Below are 19718 nucleotides of genomic sequence, written 5' to 3'. Positions count from 1 at the left end.
ATTTAAAATCCCCCGCCCACAAAGCGTGCCGGTTCGAGTCCGGCCCCGGGCACCATTTTCAAATATTGAATTTGGTGCTACAAAGAATCCAGCGTAAGCTGGTTTTTTTATGCCTAATTAAAATGAATTGTATGATAAGAATATTATTACTTCTATTTAGCATCCTTCTCTTAACAAAGGTTCATGCTACAGATCTTTTTTCTAGCACTGTTTATTTCAGAGATAACCATTAGTATTTTTCAGGTTACTCTATCAACAAAGATAATTATTTAATTAAAGCATCCGAACAGATAATAGATAAATTCAAAGCATTAGAACGAAAAATAGAAACTTATTGGGTCAATTTATTAGCAGAGGCCGACTCTCAAAAGAATGGTGTTTGAGTTTTTAAATTAAGGAAATAGATGAAATTCATTTAAAAGCATCTTTTCATTTATTAGATGCATTTGAAGATATTGAGAATCGAGAGTAATCACCACTCTCGATTCATCACCAGCTCTTCCATTTCAAGGTCTAAATATCCTGCATCCTGTGCCACCATCATCATTGCTTCAGCAATATAGTCAGCAGCACTATCATCTAGTGAAGAATCCAGATCTTCAAACTGAGGTTTCATTTCATTGATTTCAATTACAGTTTGATGAGCATATCGATAAATATCCTGATCAGCTAAAGCAGGCTTCTGAACTTTTTTGGCAAATTGTTCAATTAACTGCTTGAGTTCAGCGACTAAAATATCTGGATAATACTCATCATCAAACATTGGGAGAAGTAAGTCTTCAAACATACAAAAGTTTACACAGCAGCAGAAACTTGCCGCTTATAACATATTTTCAAAACAATAACGACAATTTTCCATGACTCAATCATCTAACCCATGAAATTAATCAATCATGGCCTGATCATAAAAGCCTAATTTTTAAGCTTGTTTCATCGCTTTCCAAACAAGAATTGCCTCATGCATAGCTTTTACATCATGTGCACGAACAATTGATGCTCCTTGCTGAATACTAAGCAAATGCCCCGTAACGCTTCCTACCGCACGCTGATCTGCAGCTACGCCGTGTAAAGCTTCACCAATAAAACGTTTACGAGAAAGGCCAGATAAAATTGGATAACCCATTTCACTAAGTTTCCAAAATTCATTTAACAGTCTTAAATTTTGCTGCGCATTTTTTGCAAAACCAAACCCAGGATCAATAATAATATTCTGTTTTTTTACACCCGCAGTTAAAGCCTCTTCCACACGCTGCTGAAGCTCTTGCATCACGTCCAGTGTCACATTCGCATATTGATCTAGCTGATTCATTGTAGTTGGCTCACCACGCATATGCATGATCACCACAGGGATATCCAACTCTACTGCCGTTTTTAAAGCATTTGCTCGAGTAAGCGCACGTACATCATTCCAAATATGAGCACCCGCTTCTTTTGCTGCACGGATAACATCTGGCTGACTCGTATCAATTGATAGAATCACATCATGTTTAGCTAAAGCTTCAACTACAGGTACAACTCTTCTAATTTCTTCTTCTACACTTACCTCAGATGCCCCTGGACGGGTAGATTCCCCACCAATATCAATAATGGTAGCACCCTGCTCTATCATGACTAGCGCATGTGCAATAGCTTGATCCACTTGATTATGTTTTCCACCATCACTAAAAGAATCTGGGGTGACATTTAAAATACCCATAACATGAGGCTGTGATAAATCCAACTGAAGCTGCCCACATTGTAGAATTTGCTGAGGTAAAGGCATTAACTGCATGACAAGCTCCAATTTAATATTCGGCAACATTTTAACAAGACTCTGATCAATATACTGCTGATTTCTTTTTGGCTTTGTCTGAAATACATGCATAAAAAAAGAGCCACATGACTGTGGCTCTTTTGCTTAACTCATTTAGTTCATTGCTGGTAATGGTGGTGGTGTAGATGGACCATCTTTTGGTGGTTCAAATGCAGCCACTGGATTTTCAGCAACATAGACTTTAGGTGGTTGCGGTTCACGGCCTTCCATAATGTCACGAATTTGATCACGATCAATGGTTTCCCATTCCATCAAAGCTTTTACCATTGCATGGGCAATATCTTTATTACCTTCTAAGATATTACGTGCAACTTTATATTGCTCATCAAGAATACGGCGTACTTCTTCATCAACTAACTGTTGAGTTGCTTCAGAAATCGTACGGCTTCCTACATTTCCAAAGAAACCATTCTGGTTTTCATCTTCGTAAACCATTACGCCCATTTTGTCAGACATACCGTACTTAGTAACCATTGCACGCGCCATTTTAGTAGCTCGCTCAAAGTCGTTTGAAGCACCAGTAGATTGCTGTTGGATAAACACTTCCTCAGCAATACGACCACCAAACAAAATCGCAATTTCATTTAGCATCTTGTCTTTATAATGGCTAATCTGGTCTTGTTCAGGTAACTGCCAAGTTACACCCAAAGCCCAACCACGTGGCATGATCGTTACTTTATGAACAGGATCTGTACCAGGCAAAATCTCTGCAACAATTGCATGACCAGCTTCATGATAAGCAGTTGCACGACGCTCTTCTTCACGTAGAACCATCGACTTACGCTCTGGACCCATGTAGATTTTGTCTTTTGCATCTTCAAAGTCATGCATGTCGACCGTATTCTTGTTACGGCGTGCAGCAAATAATGCAGCTTCGTTAACAAGGTTAGCCAACTGTGCACCAGAGAAACCCGGCGTACCACGTGCTAACACTTTCATGTCCACACCTGTAACTGAAGGTAATTTTTTCAAATGTACATTCAGAATTTGCTCACGACCACGAATATCCGGTAAACCAACCATTACTTGACGGTCAAAACGACCTGGACGTAATAATGCTTTATCAAGCACATCAACACGGTTAGTTGCAGCAATAACGATTACGCCTTCATTACCTTCAAAACCATCCATTTCCACAAGCATCTGGTTTAAGGTTTGTTCACGCTCATCATGACCACCACCTGTACCCGAACCACGGTGACGACCAACTGCATCAATCTCATCGATAAAGATAATACATGGCGCGTGACGTTTCGCTTGCTCAAACATATCACGGACACGGGACGCACCCACACCCACGAACATTTCTACAAAGTCAGAACCTGAAATGCTGAAGAAAGGAACTTTCGCTTCACCAGCAATTGCTTTAGCTAATAATGTTTTACCAGTACCCGGAGGACCAACCATAAGTACGCCACGAGGAATAGTCGCGCCCAAACGTTTGAATTTTGCAGGGTCTTTTAAGAAATCAACAATTTCAACAACTTCTTGTTTTGCTTCATCACAGCCGGCGACGTCAGAAAAATTGACTTTGATTTGGTCTTCAGAAAGCATTTTTGCCTTCGACTTACCAAAACTCATCGGTCCATTCTTTCCGCCTGCACCACCACCCATGTTACGCATAAAGAACATGAATAACAAAATGATTAACAGTACAGGGAAACTAGCAATGAGAAGTTGCATCAAAATGCCTTGACGTTGTGGAGCTGTTCCCTCAACAACAACATTTTGTTTATTTAAGCTTGGCATAAGCTCAGTGTCTTCAACTTGCGGACGAACAGTTTCAAACTGTGATCCGTTAGTTTTTTCACCATTAATATTTAAACCGTCAATTGTGACTTGCTTAATTTGGCCACTATTCACCGCTGCAACGAAATCTGAATATTTCATCGCAGTAGGCTTGTTGCGGTCACTGATATTACTGAAAATTAAAATCAGAACACCAAGTATTATTAGCCACAATACGGCATTCTTGAAGTAATCGCTCAAAGCTTTATTCCCATATCGATCTAATTTGATCATGCCCAATCTTGGCCGATCGTCATAAAAGCAGCAACTGTATTGCTTGCGGATAACCTAAAAGTACAAAATGCACAATTTTTAGGAGCTTGGCAAGTAAACTTTATTGCAATGCTTTCTTACGCCCTTGTCCAACCAAAAAAACTTCTTTAGATCGTGCACGAGAAGCTGCTGGTTTTACTGTTTTTAACACATCAAAACTATCAACTACTTGTTTACGAAACTCATCAAATCCTGCACCTTGGAACACTTTAACCACAAGTTGTCCATTAGGACCAAGAACCTTTTGAGCAAAATCTAAAGCCAGTTCACATAAGTAAATCTGTCTAGGTTGATCAACAGCCCTATTACCAGATGTATTGGGGGCCATATCAGAAATTACAATGTCTACTTGTCGCCCATTTAAAATATTTAACAATTTTTCAAATACATCTTCTTCTCTAAAGTCGCCTTGTAAGAAAGTGACATCAGGCAAAGCATCCATAGGCAAAATATCGGAAGCAATCACTAAACCTTTGCTACCAACAAGTTTCCCAGCGATTTGAGACCAACTACCAGGAGCCGCGCCTAAATCTACTACCGTCATGCCTGGCTTGATCAGCTTATATTTTTCTTGAATTTCAAGAAGTTTATAGGCCGCTCGAGCACGATACCCTTCCTTTTGAGCTTTTTTAACAAAAGGATCGTCTAGATGTTCTCTCATCCACGCACGACTACTTTTCGACAATTTCTGGTTTGTAATGCGTGTTGCCATAACTCACTAAATATCAAAAAAACTTCTGATCGTTCATTGTACGTGAAAATTACTCTCATTACAGTACGGATGTAGCGTAATCTCACTAAGTTTTACAGTTTTTTTCCAATAATGTTGATCGATTATTTATACAGTTTTTCGTACATCTGGATTTAAGTTTTTTGCTATACTAAGCCGTTTTTAAAATCAGGTATTTTTAATGGCCGCTTTATCTATCCATGAACGTAAACGTTTACGTCAAATTGGTCATGTACTTAATCCAGTTGTCATGATTGGTGGACAAGGCTTAACAGACGCGGTAATCGAAGAAACGCTTCGTGCTTTAAACGACCATGAGCTTATTAAAGTTAAGATTGCTGGTGAAGACCGTGAAGCGCGTACTGCAACAATTGAAGCAATTGTAGAAGCAACTGGTGCAGAAGCTGTGCAAAAAATTGGTAAAATTGTTTTGCTTTACAAAAAAGCAGCTAAACAAAACCAGCATTTGTCTAATCTTGTTCGTCACGCTCACTTAGCAAACTAATTTAATTTGACAAACTATGGCAAGTTACGAACTTTCAGCTTTTGATCGTTTTCATGCTGTTTCCGTTGTTGGCGCAATTGAACAGCAAGCACCCTATACTTTAAATATCGGTTTTTGGATTCGTGATCCAAATCAACTTATTATCTGGCCTCAAGAAGTCGCGGCTCATCCTCGTCAAGATTTTTTGTGGGAAGAAACTTGTTTCGAAATTTTTGTTGGCGTGCATGATGAAGATTATTATCGGGAGATTAATCTTTCTCCTTCTCAAGCATGGCAGTCATATCAGTTTGAAGAATATCGCTATCCAGAAAGTATACCTCCCCTTGCTGCTTACGATATTGAACTGAATCATCTCAAGCGTACTCATTATGGCTTAAATGTTAGTCTCGATTTAGGGCAATTTATGCAACAGCATCGCTTGAAATGGGCAAACCTTTATTTAGGTTTAACTACAGTTTTAAAAACCAAAGAAGGTACGCAGTACTATGCAATGCAGCATAGTGGAAAAAGTGCAGATTTCCATAATAAACGTGACTGGTTACATCAGTTCTAAAAATAAAAAAGCGAGAAATTAATTCTCGCTTTTTTATAGCTGGAGCAAAGCAGAGATCATTAATTGTCTCGTGCTTTATTCCAAGCTTCGACTGCATTATTTTTAGTACGTTTAATACTTTCACTTAGAGAATCTTTGTGTTTCAAAGAAATCTGGCTAATATCACCTTTAAGCTCTTTGCTCACTTTTGTTAAATCTTCAATAAGCGCATTAATTTCTGCTTTCAAAGCATTTTTAAGATCAGATAAGCCTTCTTGCGAAGTACTAAACTGAGCCTTAATCACATCAAGACGTTGTAAAATATCTTGTTTAATTTGGACAAATTGATTTTGAATATTTTTATTTAACTCGTGAGTTTCAGCTTCAATTTTCTCTTGAGCCTCGCTTAAAACGTCTTGGACTTGTTCTTGAGTTTCAGCAATCGCCTCTTTTACCTGAGCTTTAGCTTCAGTAGCAACTTCTTTAACTTGCTCAGTTTTTTCAGCAACAGTTTCTTTTACCTGTGCAGTTTTAGCGGTTACTGTTTTTTTAGCCTTAGTTGTAGTTGCAGCTATCGTTTCTTTCACTTCATTGACCTCAGCTTTGACTGATTCAACTACTGCTTGAGTTTTTTCACTCACTTCTTTTGAAACTTCATTATTGCTCATACTATTTCCTCATATTGTTTATTTTTTAACTAGCAATACAATAAATCCAGTTCAAAGAATTCTCCTTGCAAATTGTTAGACAATTTATCAAAAGTATCTGATTCAGATGAGTGGATAATTTTTTTATAAAAAGCAAGCAATGAATTATATTTTTTAGCAGAAAAGAAATAGACTTTTAGGGGTTCCATGCGTATAATGCGCTGTTAAGTTACAAGCGGGCAGACCGATAGGGAGGGCATGTTTTATCCAAACATCGCCGATCTTTTTTGGGTCTACTCGCTTTTTTACAGCCGAAATTCAGGAGCTTTGGTTTGAGCATCCCCGCCATTTTAGCCCTCGCAGATGGAACGATCTTTAAAGGAACGTCAATCGGCGCAACGGGAAGTACGACTGGAGAAGTCGTTTTTAACACAGCCATGACTGGCTATCAAGAAATTTTGACTGACCCAAGTTATGCACAACAAATTGTGACATTAACTTACCCTCATATTGGTAACACTGGTTGTAACGCGGAAGACGTTGAATCTGGTCGTATCCATAAAGTATGGGCGAATGGTTTAATTATTCGTGACCTTCCTCTACTACACAGTAACTTCCGTGCTGAGCAGTCACTGAGCGAATATCTGCAAGAACACAATGTTGTTGCAATCGCAGATATTGATACGCGTAAATTAACACGTATTTTACGTCAGACTGGTGCACAAAACGGGTGCATCCTTGCTGGTGAAAATATTACTGAAGAAGAAGCAATTGCAAAAGCTCGTGCTTTTGGTGGCTTAAATGGCTTAGACCTTGCAAAAGAATGTTGTGATCCAACTGGTTTTGAATGGTCTGAAGGTTCATGGACTCTAGGTCAGGGCTTCTCTCAACCTGAATTAAAATATCATGTAGTTGCATACGATTACGGTGTCAAAACCAACATCTTACGTATGCTTGCAGACCGCGGTTGCAAATTAACCGTTGTACCTGCAGAAACTCCGGCTGAAAAAGTATTGGCACTTAATCCGGATGGCGTATTCCTTTCAAATGGTCCTGGCGATCCAGCTGCTTGTGATTACGCAATCGAAGCTGTAAAAACTATTGTTGAAACCACAACATTACCTGTATTTGGTATTTGCTTAGGCCACCAAATCTTGGCACTCGCTTCTGGTGCAAAAACTGTAAAAATGAACCATGGTCACCACGGTGCTAACCATCCTGTACAAAATCTTGAAGATGGTACAGTGATGATTACTTCACAGAACCATGGTTTCGCTGTAGATGCAGAAACTTTACCGGCTAACTTAAAAGCAACGCATAAATCATTGTTCGATGGCACCTTACAAGGTATCCACCGCACAGACAAACCAGCTTTCAGCTTCCAAGGTCACCCTGAAGCAAGCCCTGGTCCACATGATTGTGCACCTTTGTTCGATCATTTCATCGAACTTATCGAAGCATCTAAACAGTAATTACGGAGCGAATAATGCCTAAACGTACGGATATTAAAAGCATCTTAATTATTGGTGCTGGCCCGATTGTGATTGGACAGGCATGTGAGTTTGACTACTCAGGTGCTCAAGCATGTAAAGCACTTCGTGAAGAAGGCTATCGTGTTATTTTGGTTAACTCTAACCCAGCTACCATCATGACAGATCCTTCAATGGCTGATGCAACTTATATTGAGCCGATTACTTGGCAAACAGTTGCACAGATTATTGAAAAAGAACGTCCAGATGCAGTATTACCAACGATGGGTGGTCAAACTGCATTGAACTGTGCTCTTGCGCTTGATGAGCATGGCGTTCTTGAAAAATATAATGTTGAATTAATTGGCGCAAGCAAAGAAGCGATTGAGAAAGCCGAAGATCGTAAACTCTTCGATATCGCTATGCGTAAAATTGGATTGGAATGTCCAAAAGCTGCCATTGCTGAAACAATGGAAGAAGCTTTAGCAATCCAATCACGCTTTGGTTTCCCAGTAATTATCCGTCCATCATTTACAATGGGTGGTTCAGGCGGTGGTATTGCATATAACCGCGAAGAATTCCTTGAAATTTGTGAACGTGGTTTTGACCTCTCTCCTACTCACCAGTTATTGATTGATGAATCTTTAATTGGCTGGAAAGAATACGAAATGGAAGTTGTTCGTGACAAAAACGACAACTGTATTATCGTATGTGCGATCGAAAACTTCGATCCAATGGGCGTTCACACTGGCGACTCAATTACCGTTGCTCCTGCTCAAACATTAACTGACAAAGAATATCAATTGATGCGTAATGCTTCGGTTGCAGTTCTTCGTGAAATTGGTGTTGAAACAGGTGGTTCTAACGTTCAGTTCGGTATTAACCCTAAAGATGGACGTATGGTTGTCATTGAGATGAACCCACGTGTATCTCGTTCATCTGCTCTTGCTTCTAAAGCAACAGGTTTCCCAATCGCAAAAATCGCAGCAAAACTTGCTGTTGGTTATACCCTTGATGAATTGAAAAATGACATCACTGGTGGCGTGACTCCTGCAAGCTTCGAACCATCGATTGACTATGTTGTAACGAAGATTCCTCGTTTTAACTTCGAGAAATTCCCGCAAGCAGAACCAGTTCTTACCACTCAGATGAAATCTGTTGGTGAAGTCATGGCAATTGGCCGTAACTTCCAAGAATCTTTACAAAAAGCATTACGTGGTCTTGAAGTTGGTGTAAGCGGTTTCGATGAAAAAATCGAAGCTGGCGCAACAAATGCAAAAGAAACCATTTTAAAAGAGCTTAAAGTTCCAGGCCCTGAGCGTATCTGGTATGTAGCAGATGCTTTCCGTCATGGTTTCTCTTTAGATGAAGTGTTTGAAGCAACCAAAATTGATCGTTGGTTCCTCATTCAAATTCAAGACATCGTTAAAACTGAAGCTGAAGTAAAAGCTTTAGGTTTTGGTGACTTAAATGCTGACAATATCCGTGCTTTCAAACGTAAAGGTTTATCTGACCTTCGTATTGCACACCTCATGGGTATTTCGCAAAAGCAATTCCGTAAACAACGTTGGAACTTGGGTGTTTATCCAGTTTACAAACGTGTTGATACATGTGCTGCCGAGTTTGAATCTGGTACTGCATATATGTATTCAACTTACGATGAAGAATGTGAAGCAAATCCATCAAATCGTGACAAGATCATGGTGATTGGTGGTGGTCCAAACCGTATTGGTCAAGGTATCGAATTTGACTACTGCTGTGTACACGCTGCATTAGCTATGCGTGAAGATGGTTATGAAACAATCATGGTTAACTGTAACCCTGAAACTGTTTCTACTGACTACGACACATCAGATCGTTTGTACTTCGAACCTGTAACACTTGAAGATGTACTTGAAATCGTACGTACTGAGAAGCCAAAAGGCGTAATCGTACAGTACGGTGGTCAAACACCTCTTAAATTGGCACGTGCTTTAGAAGAAGCTGGTACACCAATTATTGGTACATCACCAGATGCAATTGACCGTGCAGAAGACCGTGAACGTTTCCAGCAAATGATCCAACGTTTACAGCTTCGTCAACCAAACAACAGCATTGTAAAATCTGCTGAAGAAGGTATCTCTGAAGCTGCGAAAGTAGGTTATCCGTTAGTTGTTCGTCCATCTTATGTATTAGGTGGTCGTGCAATGGAAATCGTATACAACGAAGAAGAACTTAAACGTTACCTTCGTGAAGCAGTTCAGGCATCTAACGAAGCCCCTGTTCTTCTTGACCGTTTCCTAGATGATGCAACTGAAGTTGATGTTGACTGTGTATCTGACGGTAAAGACGTTGTGATCGGCGGCATCATGCAGCACATCGAACAAGCAGGTATTCACTCAGGTGACTCTGCATGTTCAATTCCTCCTTATTCTTTATCTAAAGAAATTCAGGATGAAATGCGTCGTCAAACTGTTGCGATGGCAAAAGAACTTGGTGTGGTTGGTTTGATGAACGTTCAGTTCGCAGTTAAAGGCGATGATGTTTACGTTCTTGAAGTTAACCCACGTGCTTCACGTACAGTTCCATTCGTATCGAAATGTATTGGTGATTCTTTAGCAAAAGTAGCTGCACGTTGTATGGCTGGTCAATCTCTTGAATCTCAAGGGTTTACTAAAGAAATCATTCCAACACACTTTGCTGTGAAAGAAGCTGTTTTCCCATTCGCTAAATTCCAAGGCGTAGATCCAATGCTTGGACCTGAGATGAAATCTACAGGTGAAGTAATGGGCGTTGGTAAAACATTTGGTGAAGCATTCTATAAAGCTGTTTTAGGCTCAAATGATCGCTTACCAGGTTTACCAACTGAAGGCGAAGTAAAACATGCTTTCTTATCTGTACGTGAATCTGACAAGAAATATATTGCAGATATTGCTAAGAAATTAGCTGCATATGGCTTCAAGCTTATTGCAACAGGTGGTACATACCAAGTACTTAAAGAAGCAGGTTTAGAATGCGAATCTGTGAATAAAGTGACTGAAGGTCGTCCACATATTGTTGACCGCTTGAAAAATGGTGAAATACACCTTATTGTCAATACCACTGAAGGTAAACAAGCTCAATATGATTCTGCAATGATTCGTCGTGCTGCCCTACAAGGCAAAGTGTATTACACAACGACTATCAATGGTGCAGAAGCTGTTTGCCAAGCTTTTGATGTGAAATTGCCAATGGATGTATACCGCTTGCAAGATTTAACTGTAGGTTAATTTGTTACCGATAAGTCCCGTCACCTTATCGGTGGCGGGATTTTTTCATTTTTTTTAACTGTGTTTTCTCAAATTAAGAGGGACCAAAATGCAACGCTATCCAATGACCCCTGAAGGTAAAATTGCCTTAGAGAAAGAATTACAACATTTAAAATCTGTTGAACGTCCACGTATTATTCAAGCTATTGCAGAAGCACGTGAACATGGCGACTTAAAGGAAAATGCTGAATATCATGCTGCACGTGAACAGCAAGGTTTCTGTGAAGGCCGTATTCAGGATATCGAAGGTAAATTAGGCGCTGCTCAAGAAATTGATGTTAAAACACTTGAGCAAAATGGCCGTGTTGTTTTTGGTGTAACAGTAACAATTGAAAATCTTGATACTGAAGAACGTAAAACTTATAAAATTGTTGGCGATGACGAAGCAGATTTTAAAATTAATAAAATCTCGGTGAATTCACCAATCGCACGTGGTCTTTTGAGTAAGAGTGAAGGCGATGAAGTAAAAATCGTGACTCCTCAAGGCGAAGTCGAATATGAAATCGTAAGTGTAGAATATCTCTAAGATAATGCACAACTAGCCCCTCTTTATGAGGGGTTTTTATTCAATATCATCGATATATTTTGGGAAATCACACATGGATAACTCTTTAATTAACACTCCAGTTCGTCATTGGTGTGAGTTTGAATTTATCCATAAAACTGTAAAAAACCCGAATATCCATATCAGTGGTCATTATTCTTATTATTCAGCCTATTGGGATCAAGGTTTTGAACGTTGTGTTGTGCGTTATTTACATGATAAAGCCTCGACACCAGACAAACCGATTGACCAACTTTATATTGGTAATTTTGTTTGCTTTGGTGCTGAATGCGTCATTATGATGGGTGGCAACCAACTTCATAGACCAGACTGGATTTCGACTTTCCCTTTTGATACCCGTAGTTTTTTAGCAGCTGGTGATACTGTAATTGCCGATGGATGCTGGATTGGTAGTCGTGCAATGATTATGCAAGGGGTCACACTTGGTGAAGGTGCTGTCGTTGCAACCGGTGCTGTGGTCACTAAAGATGTTCCCCCCTATGCAATTGTAGGTGGCGTGCCTGCAAAAATTATTAAATATCGTTTTCCACAAGAACAAATCAATAAACTGCTTGCTTTAAGACTTTATGATTTGGATGAGAAGCAAATTTTGAAAATACGCGAATATTTACAAACTGATGATATAGATGCTTTATCTACACATATAGAAAATTTGCGGAATCTATAAAAATATATCTACAAAAATTTGTTGTTATAAACTCACAAATGATTACGTGCTTGAATTTAAATCGTCAAAAAATAAGTATAAAGTATTGAATAAATAAGCATCATTACAATAAGGAAAACACTCATGTTATATCAACATATTCTTGTACCAATTGACGGTTCTGAAACTTCTTTAATTGCCATGAAAGAGGCAATCAAACTGGGAAAAGCGTTAAATAGCAAAATTACGGTTGTGCAAGTTATGGCTCTTGATCCGTTTATTGCTGACGCCTATGTAAAAACTGGCCAAACGAATGATTTGATTGAACGGACAAGAACCTATTTACTCGATATTTTAGAACGCGCAAAACAAGAATTCGCCGATGAAGGCATTACTGTCGAAACCAAACTACTTGAAGGTTTTGTTGTACATGAAGAGATTATTCAGGCTGCTCAAGACTTAAATGCAGATCTGATTGTTATGGGTTCTCATGGCCGTACAGGGGTCCGAAAACTTGTACTTGGTAGTGTTGCACAAAAAGTCTTAGGCGAAAGTCATATTCCTGTTTTAATTGTTCGATAATTTCAATATTGCCTATTTTGTTAATTCTAATAATTTAGGCAATCGTTTAAAAAAGCCTTTTCAGGATCTTTAAGGCTGCCAAGCAAATTGCTTTAAGTTTACTTTACCGTTTAACAAATAGACTCCTTCAGCTTCTAGCTTTAACTGCTGAACATTTTCACCCTTGTCATTAAATTTGCTTAGGCTAATTTTGCCTTGAGAATTAATAACCCGATACCAAGGGACTTGATGATCGGCTTCAAGATGTTTCAAAACATAGCCCACTAATCGCGCATGTTTAGGTAACCCTGCCATACGAGCCACTTGCCCATAAGTTGCGACTTTTCCGTAAGGAATCAAAGCAATGACTTCTAAAATCTGCCGATGTAGTTCATACTGAGTTGTCAAAATGGACTCCATAAAAATTGACATAATTCATATCATATAAAAATTTTTGACTAAAACTAAATGCAATCCAAGGTGGGCTTGAGGGAAATCTGCATGAAAAAAATATTATTGGTGGTTACTGGGACTTTACTGTGCGCTTCTTGTACTACTCGCCCTCCTATTCCTTCAGGAGAAGTACCAAAAGTATCTACAGATGGCCGCCCTATCGTTCCTGTCACTTTCGTTTTTACCACTAATTCTCCAGAAGCTACAAAGTTTGATAATTACCAGCAGATGCGTAAAGAAATCAAAATATTAAATAAATATTATGTAGATGATAAAAATAATAAGATTTTTAAATTCAAATTACACCGTTATATTCCTTTTGAAGAATTTTCAAAATTACATTGCGATTTAAAACAGCAGATCAATCAACCCTACCCGATCTCTACTGAAACTATTCCTGCCAGTGTAAACACCTGTTTTCCTAAAAGAACTGCCAGCAAGGAAGTCATCGTTTTTATTTATGATGCCTATTCAACTAAGTGGAAATTTGAAGATGTAACAAGTAGAGCATTTCGTAATAATGGTAAACCTTTTGTTTTATTAGATTGGAACCGACTCAATTATAATATTCAGGCTGGTAGCGTACATGAAATGGGACATGTGTTCGGACTAAAACATGTCTGCGCGCCGAATGCTACAAAACGTACACCAACCAACATTATGGCGAGTGCCGAATGTAAACGTGGCAGCGGTGGACTTAGAAATTTGGGTTTTACACCGGTCCAACTTCAAACAATTTTAGAAAATTACCAACGTTATCCATAAAGATTTTAAAAACTCATTTCGACGTAAAAACCTAAATCATCTTGTGCTGCATAATAATTTTCAGGAGTCAGTAATGAAGTCATATAACTGCTGACCTCTGAAAAGTCATCTTCATTGACTAGATACGGCTGCCAAAATGTTTTCAAATTATTGGTATAGATCGGATATAAACGCAGTCGATCTTTTGACAAATCTAGCCGAGCAATACATCCATACGGCAAAGCGTTTTGCTCTGTATATTCACCATTGCTATTAAAAACCGCATTCCCAATACCAAATACCACAGGCTTCTGATTAATCACTTTAATCGGTTGAATGGTATGAGCTCCATGACCGATAACGAGGTCCGCACCAGCTTGAGTCAAAATATCAGCGAGCTTGCTCTGCTCCTTGGTAATCGGCTTAAAGTCGATGCCCCAATGACAAATAACAATAACTTTATGCTCAGGGTTAGTCTGCTTATAACGACCTATTTGTTCAAGCAAAACCCCATTTAGACATGCAACTCCACTCTTAGGACCTAAGGCATAAAAATCATAATCTAGATAGGCAGTGTCTCTGTGCCAATAACCGTTAAAAATAACGTAATGCTTGTCATTAAAAGTGATTTCAAAGTGGCTATGGGCATCTTTTTGATTTGTACCTGCACCAATATAAGAAATATTGGCCCGATCAAATTGTTGTAATGAATAGGCCAATCCACGATTCCCATAATCTTTTAAATGGTTATTTGCCAATACCACATGGTTAAGGTGAATATTTTTGAACTCTGCTAATGTTTGTTCGGCATCAGCTTTAAGAATAAATGACTTTTTATGTACTAAAGGAGATTGATTTTCTAAAGAAAAGACTGCTTCAAAATTAGCGATATTTACGTCATGTTCACCTAAAAAAGCTTTTATTTTTTCAAATGAATAGGCATATCCATATTGTTGTAGAGCATCTTTTTGCCCCTTAGACTTGCGCTTTTCTGTATAGATCTCCCCAAAGTAGGTATCTCCTAAAATGTTAATAATGCCGCTTGGGGTAGAGCAAACTTTAGGTCTTACAGTCTGTGCTTGAAAACAGTGATAATAAGGAATTAAGTGCTCAGCACGATGAATATCATCTAAAAAAGAAAAGAAACCGATAGTCTGGTTTTCCTCAAAGAATGTCAGATAAATTTTTCTAAATGAATTTGTAAGATATAAGACCTCTACTACATTCTGTGCCATTAATAGAGTCTGTGGTAGATAAGACTTTCCTTTAAAATTCAGCTCTTTTATAAAGAATAGTTTTCTGATTTCAGCTGGCTGGCTATAAATATTTTTAACTAATAAAAACAAATGTTTTAACTGGTTTTGTGTATTTCCTTTTTTCAAATTTAAATTATAGGTAGCAGCTCTTTTTGACAAAATTAAATAGGCTTCCTCATGTGTACTGCAGAGCATATTGCTTAAAGCATCTTTTACATCTGCTGCTTGAGTAAAAATTAGCAACTGCAATAGTTCAATGAAGGTGTAATGTTCCGAGGGTTTTAAGCCTAGATTTTGCTGACCTAATTGCTCAGATAGGTGTTCAGGGACAACATAGTCATCTTGAACTTTTACATTTTTTTGCTGAAATTGCTCTAATGCGTAGTCGATTAACAGTAGTGTTGAAATATCATTATCAAATTCGAATTGCCATAAAGCTTCATCAAAACTTGTCGTATCGATATGTGCTAATAGCTTGATCTCAACGGGTTGATACTTCATGGCGCATCACCTTTGTAATCTTTAACGTAAGCGATGTAACCCGATAAGTTATGTTCTTGGTCATCAATCCGTACTCGAAAACGATCATGACGAATATAAAATGCATGCAAAATTTTATCTGGCCGAGCCATATACATCGCCATTTCCGGATAAAAAAATCCTGTAGTTTGAAAATCAGCTCTAAACTCAATTAGCTTTTGAAGCTCAGGCATATACGCCTGCTCAAAAAGTGCTGTCCGCCCCTGCTCTTTTAAACGATTCACCATTTTATAAGCAGCCATTAGCATTTCTAATAAAGTTGCATATGTTGTTTTTCGATTTTTAATAAAGATAAAATGTTTTAAATAATTATTTAAACCAAAAATAAAATATTTATCTTCAGGGCATATTTTATTGAGTTCATTTGTACAATAACTTAACCAATGATCATGGTATTTTTCATATCTCTTTTCAATAAAACACTCAAACATTAATTTAACGGTTTCTAATAATCTAGAATCTTCGTTAATTTGATATAAACGTAATAATGCTAAAGCAGCTTCACCATCATAATAAATAATTCTAAATTTCTCTTTTAAATCATAATCTGGATAATTTAATACATGAGTTGTTGAGCCATTTGAATCTATTAATTTTAAAATACCATTTGCGAGTTTCTCTGCATATTTTTGATAATCAGCTTTTTGAGTAATTTCTTGATATTTAGTTAACATTAAAATGGCGGCCGCGTTGGCACCTAATTTGATTTCGAATTCCCCTTCTTTACCATCAATCATAAAGGCAGTTTCTGAGTCTTTTTCTTTATAAAAGTTGGTCAGTGCATAGTGAATGGCAGCATGTATTTTGGGCCAATATTCTGGCTTATTCTGCACTTCAAAAGTTTCTAGTAAGGCATACACTGAGGTACAGTGTCGCACCGTATTGTAGTTACGAATGTCCCGATCATAGGCAGAAAAATAGCCATATATAAATTTGCCATTTTCTTGAATCTGGTCATGCAGAAATGCCGAATTTTGCTCAATTAGATGCTGAAAATGCTGTTTTCTATTGCTTGAAATTCCTCTAATTCCATTTACATCATAACCACTCGCTAAGTTAATAAATTCCTCATTTTCATAAAATGCTGCGTAGGTATCAAAAGTCCAAATGTCTTGCAGTTCTTGTAATTTAATCTGTGGTTTTGGAGCGTTATATTTTTGCTTAACTGCATAATTCAGGTTTGTTTCATCAAAAAAGTTCGGTTTGTCGTAGCTCAAGCCTCGAATGATTGCTTTTCCATAAATCTCTTGCTCAAGAAAAGCCACTGAACAGTGTTCATCAAATCCAATCCCTTTACGGTAATGGTTATTGTGAAATTGATGGTGGACCTGCTTCTCTACTTCTTTCCAAGCTTGTTTCGTCAAGTTATATGCCACATCAATTTTTATATATTCAGCAAGTGGTTCATGTGCAAACTGGTCATTAATAAAATCTAATAATTGTTTTTTGGCCTGCTCTAAATTTGTTTTCTCACTGTGCCAAACACTACATCTTTGGTCTTTAGGACCATAAGATAAAAATAAAATAATATCCTGTTTAAGACTCGGAACGTGCTGAACAACTTGTTCTAACCAAAGGTTCATTTGTCTTTGGAATTTTAAAAATGCCGTCACTCGAATTTAGTCCCTATCCGTTATTTGTTGTTCTATAAAATTTTCAATACATCATAGCACGGACAAGCTAAAAGCTAGATTAACGTATTGTTTAAAAATAAAAAAAGAGCCCGAAGGCTCTTTTTTATTTGGTTAATTATCTATTAATAGATAATTTGACCATTAGCAAGTAACTCTGCCTCACTAGTAACAACACCTTGTAAAACCAACAGATTCGTAAAGTTATTTGTAGGTAGAATCACCCCAGTTAATCCATCACGGTCAATCTGAATTGTTGTATTACCACCACTTACAACGACATTGAGATATTGTCCAATAGTAGCATCTGTTTGAGCTCCATCGAGTAATCCTCTGATATCAATCAAATCAGCTTGCTGATCTGTAGCAACATTACCCACATGGAAGTTAGTCCAAGTATCTACACCATTACCACCTGTATTACCACCATTACCTATAGCAACATTGTTTAATACATGGTAAATGAGAGTATCTGAACCAGCCCCAATCGTGCCAGTATCTGTATTGAACGTGTCATTTCCTGATGTACTAATTACATGAGTATTGTAATCAGAAGTAGTCAGATTAACCGTCAATGATGATAAAGACTCGGCGCCATTCGCTGCCACTAACTTATAGTTAATGGTATCGGTTGGATTCGCTAATGTTAACGATGAAGTATTGGCACGGTAATCATAGTCACCATTTGAATTGATCACAAATGTACCATTCGCAGTAGTGATAGATTGTCCAGTAGCCTCAACATATACACCAGGACTTGTTTCAACATAGAGTTTGACACCATCAGCAGTAAAGATACCACTGTCTGCGACTCCACCTATTGTGTCACCATGGACAATGTTTCCATGAATCCAGTCAGATGAATAATTGTTCAAGTGCGTTGTAGTGGTCGTTACTTGGGTATCCAAGGTGGTTACACCAAGTGTAATCGCTGTCAACGTATATTGAACACGGTATGTACCTGCTTCCAAGTGTAGAACGGAATCTTGGAAAGCTACAGTCCCGAGACTAATACCACCCACGCTCGCAAGTGCTGTAGCCGAACCAGTATAAGTAGTATCAACCCATACTCCACCAACAAATTGCTGAACAACATAGCTCACTGTTGGTAATGCACTCAACAATGGTTGGTTAGCATAAGTTGCTGCTACCTGTACATCTACTAATTCTCCAGCCCCAACGGTGAAAGTATTAGAAATTACAGAAGTCGAACCAATCAAGTTGATTGTTATGTTCGGACTTGGAACATCTACAGGTGTATCAGTTGAGTTACTAAAATCAACCGTTGCAACAGCTTGGTCTGCATTGGCAACAATTTGAGTCGTACCATCCGTTCCAGGACTAGCTGTATTCCAAGTAATGCTGACATCAGGTGATCCAATCTGTATGTGCAATACCGCTGTGCTAGTACCACCTGATACAGGATCAGTAATCGTGTAAGTGAAGCTATCTACTTTACCAATGTTTGCAGCATTAGCAGTTGGTGTATAGCTATATGAACCATTTGCAGAGATAGTAAGTGTTCCATAAGCTCCTATTACTGGGGTTGAAGAACCAATAGATGTTGGTATTGCACCTACTTGCTCACCCACAACAGTAGACACAACTGTTGTTCCAGTAATTGTATCTGGCACATATGAAGGACCATATATAGTTGAATCATCATCAGTAAGCACATTACCGCTCACTGTTGCTGCACTATATGTAGGTACTACTGTGTGATTATAGTCATCGCGAACCACACTCATTGTGCCTAACAATCCTACACCAACACCGGTATAGACCATAAACGCTCTATAAGAACCACTTGCCAAGTCTGTGATAGTCGCACCGAATCCATTACCACCGAGTATTCCGACGTTAATTAATCCCGTACTAGCATCACCTGCAACATTCTGCCACGAACCATCTGGTGCTTGTTTTTGTAACACTATTTTATAGTCGTTAAGCAAAGACAAACTTAGTAAAGCGCCATAGCTAATCGTTGCATCTGAAGTATGTCCAGCAGCAATACTGAAGCTCACACTCGGGGTACCTAGAAGCGATACGTTGAGACCCTCAGTTACGCCTATCAAGGCTAAGTAGGTTGCAGAACCAGCATTAATACCCGTTGTAGTTAATGGAACAATATCAATTGCCACACTATCTACATTGTCATGTGCAGTAATTGTTGGCACAAGAACAAGACCAGCAAGGTTAGCGCCTGTACCCAAGTTACCTGCAAGGTCAGTATAAGTGTTATTTGCAACACTCAAGCTCGGTGCTGTTGCACTGCCAT

The 19718-nt window shown here is 38.4% G+C and carries 18 protein-coding genes; 8 read left to right on the top strand and 10 right to left on the bottom strand.

The window, feature by feature from the left end; genetic code table 11:
- Positions 1-472: 472 nt before the first annotated feature.
- From ODQ17_RS18510 to rlmE, 4 genes are all read right to left on the bottom strand, one after another.
- Positions 473-787, bottom strand: coding sequence for a DUF5713 family protein (locus tag ODQ17_RS18510; protein WP_005307931.1), 315 nt, complete (start codon positions 785-787; stop codon positions 473-475).
- A 132-nt stretch (positions 788-919) separates the two neighbouring features.
- Positions 920-1771 carry a dihydropteroate synthase gene (gene folP / locus ODQ17_RS18505; protein ID WP_322905492.1) on the bottom strand — a complete coding sequence of 284 codons (852 nt, stop codon included), beginning with the start codon at positions 1769-1771 and terminating at the stop codon, positions 920-922.
- 135 nt (positions 1772-1906) lie between these two features.
- Positions 1907-3802, bottom strand: coding sequence for an ATP-dependent zinc metalloprotease FtsH (gene ftsH / locus ODQ17_RS18500; RefSeq protein ID WP_034591375.1), 1896 nt, complete (start codon positions 3800-3802; stop codon positions 1907-1909).
- A gap of 133 nt (positions 3803-3935) precedes the next feature.
- The gene (gene rlmE / locus ODQ17_RS18495; protein ID WP_004790464.1) at positions 3936-4586 is read right to left on the bottom strand and encodes a 23S rRNA (uridine(2552)-2'-O)-methyltransferase RlmE; all 651 of its coding nucleotides are present in this window, start codon (positions 4584-4586) and stop codon (positions 3936-3938) included.
- A 199-nt stretch (positions 4587-4785) separates the two neighbouring features.
- On the opposite strand from rlmE, the gene yhbY reads away from it, so the two are divergent.
- A complete protein-coding gene (gene yhbY / locus ODQ17_RS18490) occupies positions 4786-5109 on the top strand; it encodes a ribosome assembly RNA-binding protein YhbY (RefSeq protein ID WP_004790462.1) in 324 nt (107 codons plus the stop codon).
- A gap of 16 nt (positions 5110-5125) precedes the next feature.
- Positions 5126-5662 (top strand): DOMON-like domain-containing protein, encoded by a 537-nt coding sequence (locus ODQ17_RS18485; protein ID WP_322905490.1) that lies wholly within the window; start codon positions 5126-5128, stop codon positions 5660-5662.
- 59 nt (positions 5663-5721) lie between these two features.
- Here ODQ17_RS18485 and ODQ17_RS18480 read toward each other — a convergent pair whose 3' ends face one another.
- Positions 5722-6309, bottom strand: coding sequence for a hypothetical protein (locus ODQ17_RS18480; protein ID WP_107883054.1), 588 nt, complete (start codon positions 6307-6309; stop codon positions 5722-5724).
- 29 nt (positions 6310-6338) lie between these two features.
- Complete coding sequence (locus ODQ17_RS18475; RefSeq protein WP_081399114.1) at positions 6339-6497, bottom strand: hypothetical protein; 159 nt, start codon at positions 6495-6497, stop codon at positions 6339-6341.
- Between the two features lie 123 nt (positions 6498-6620).
- Here ODQ17_RS18475 and carA point away from each other — a divergent pair, with 123 nt between their 5' ends.
- From carA to ODQ17_RS18450, 5 genes are all read left to right on the top strand, one after another.
- Positions 6621-7760 (top strand): glutamine-hydrolyzing carbamoyl-phosphate synthase small subunit, encoded by a 1140-nt coding sequence (carA, locus tag ODQ17_RS18470; RefSeq protein WP_005307938.1) that lies wholly within the window; start codon positions 6621-6623, stop codon positions 7758-7760.
- 14 nt (positions 7761-7774) lie between these two features.
- The gene (gene carB, locus ODQ17_RS18465; protein ID WP_322905488.1) at positions 7775-11005 is read left to right on the top strand and encodes a carbamoyl-phosphate synthase large subunit; all 3231 of its coding nucleotides are present in this window, start codon (positions 7775-7777) and stop codon (positions 11003-11005) included.
- An 88-nt stretch (positions 11006-11093) separates the two neighbouring features.
- The gene (gene greA / locus ODQ17_RS18460) at positions 11094-11570 is read left to right on the top strand and encodes a transcription elongation factor GreA (protein ID WP_005307940.1); all 477 of its coding nucleotides are present in this window, start codon (positions 11094-11096) and stop codon (positions 11568-11570) included.
- Between the two features lie 73 nt (positions 11571-11643).
- Positions 11644-12276 carry a CatB-related O-acetyltransferase gene (locus ODQ17_RS18455; protein WP_322905486.1) on the top strand — a complete coding sequence of 211 codons (633 nt, stop codon included), beginning with the start codon at positions 11644-11646 and terminating at the stop codon, positions 12274-12276.
- A 123-nt stretch (positions 12277-12399) separates the two neighbouring features.
- Positions 12400-12837: a universal stress protein gene (locus tag ODQ17_RS18450; RefSeq protein WP_111854546.1), complete on the top strand. Its 438-nt coding sequence runs from the start codon at positions 12400-12402 to the stop codon at positions 12835-12837.
- A 69-nt stretch (positions 12838-12906) separates the two neighbouring features.
- Here the strand turns inward: ODQ17_RS18450 and ODQ17_RS18445 are convergent, their stop codons facing one another.
- Entirely contained in the window at positions 12907-13236 is a 330-nt protein-coding gene (locus ODQ17_RS18445; protein ID WP_081309557.1) for an MGMT family protein, read from the bottom strand.
- 81 nt (positions 13237-13317) lie between these two features.
- Here ODQ17_RS18445 and ODQ17_RS18440 point away from each other — a divergent pair, with 81 nt between their 5' ends.
- On the top strand, positions 13318-14034 hold the full coding sequence (locus tag ODQ17_RS18440) for a metalloprotease (RefSeq protein ID WP_238613003.1): 717 nt from the start codon (positions 13318-13320) through the stop codon (positions 14032-14034).
- A gap of 5 nt (positions 14035-14039) precedes the next feature.
- Here the strand turns inward: ODQ17_RS18440 and ODQ17_RS18435 are convergent, their stop codons facing one another.
- The 3 genes from ODQ17_RS18435 to ODQ17_RS18425 form a co-directional block, all read right to left on the bottom strand.
- Positions 14040-15770 (bottom strand): CapA family protein, encoded by a 1731-nt coding sequence (locus ODQ17_RS18435; RefSeq protein WP_322905484.1) that lies wholly within the window; start codon positions 15768-15770, stop codon positions 14040-14042.
- Complete coding sequence (locus ODQ17_RS18430) at positions 15767-17422, bottom strand: poly alpha-glucosyltransferase (RefSeq protein ID WP_322905482.1); 1656 nt, start codon at positions 17420-17422, stop codon at positions 15767-15769. Before ODQ17_RS18430 ends, ODQ17_RS18435 begins: the two co-directional genes overlap by 4 nt.
- A gap of 143 nt (positions 17423-17565) precedes the next feature.
- Positions 17566-19718 (bottom strand): beta strand repeat-containing protein (locus ODQ17_RS18425; protein ID WP_322905480.1); only part of this gene is annotated, 2153 nt, incomplete at its 5' end.

The organism is Acinetobacter sp. IRS14 (assembly GCF_034650275.1).
Taxonomy (GTDB): domain Bacteria; phylum Pseudomonadota; class Gammaproteobacteria; order Pseudomonadales; family Moraxellaceae; genus Acinetobacter; species Acinetobacter oleivorans.
The sequence above is the reverse complement of the archived record's forward strand: the minus strand, read 5'-3'. Positions and strand labels throughout refer to the sequence as shown.

Coding starts and splice junctions, on each gene's coding strand:
- ODQ17_RS18510 (WP_005307931.1), bottom strand. CDS start 787: ATGTTTGAAGACTTACTTCTCCCAATGTTTGATGATGAGTATTATCCA.
- folP (WP_322905492.1), bottom strand. CDS start 1,771: ATGCAGTTAATGCCTTTACCTCAGCAAATTCTACAATGTGGGCAGCTT.
- rlmE (WP_004790464.1), bottom strand. CDS start 4,586: ATGGCAACACGCATTACAAACCAGAAATTGTCGAAAAGTAGTCGTGCG.
- yhbY (WP_004790462.1), top strand. CDS start 4,786: ATGGCCGCTTTATCTATCCATGAACGTAAACGTTTACGTCAAATTGGT.
- ODQ17_RS18485 (WP_322905490.1), top strand. CDS start 5,126: ATGGCAAGTTACGAACTTTCAGCTTTTGATCGTTTTCATGCTGTTTCC.
- ODQ17_RS18480 (WP_107883054.1), bottom strand. CDS start 6,309: ATGAGCAATAATGAAGTTTCAAAAGAAGTGAGTGAAAAAACTCAAGCA.
- ODQ17_RS18475 (WP_081399114.1), bottom strand. CDS start 6,497: ATGGAACCCCTAAAAGTCTATTTCTTTTCTGCTAAAAAATATAATTCA.
- carB (WP_322905488.1), top strand. CDS start 7,775: ATGCCTAAACGTACGGATATTAAAAGCATCTTAATTATTGGTGCTGGC.
- greA (WP_005307940.1), top strand. CDS start 11,094: ATGCAACGCTATCCAATGACCCCTGAAGGTAAAATTGCCTTAGAGAAA.
- ODQ17_RS18455 (WP_322905486.1), top strand. CDS start 11,644: ATGGATAACTCTTTAATTAACACTCCAGTTCGTCATTGGTGTGAGTTT.
- ODQ17_RS18450 (WP_111854546.1), top strand. CDS start 12,400: ATGTTATATCAACATATTCTTGTACCAATTGACGGTTCTGAAACTTCT.
- ODQ17_RS18445 (WP_081309557.1), bottom strand. CDS start 13,236: ATGGAGTCCATTTTGACAACTCAGTATGAACTACATCGGCAGATTTTA.
- ODQ17_RS18440 (WP_238613003.1), top strand. CDS start 13,318: ATGAAAAAAATATTATTGGTGGTTACTGGGACTTTACTGTGCGCTTCT.
- ODQ17_RS18435 (WP_322905484.1), bottom strand. CDS start 15,770: ATGAAGTATCAACCCGTTGAGATCAAGCTATTAGCACATATCGATACG.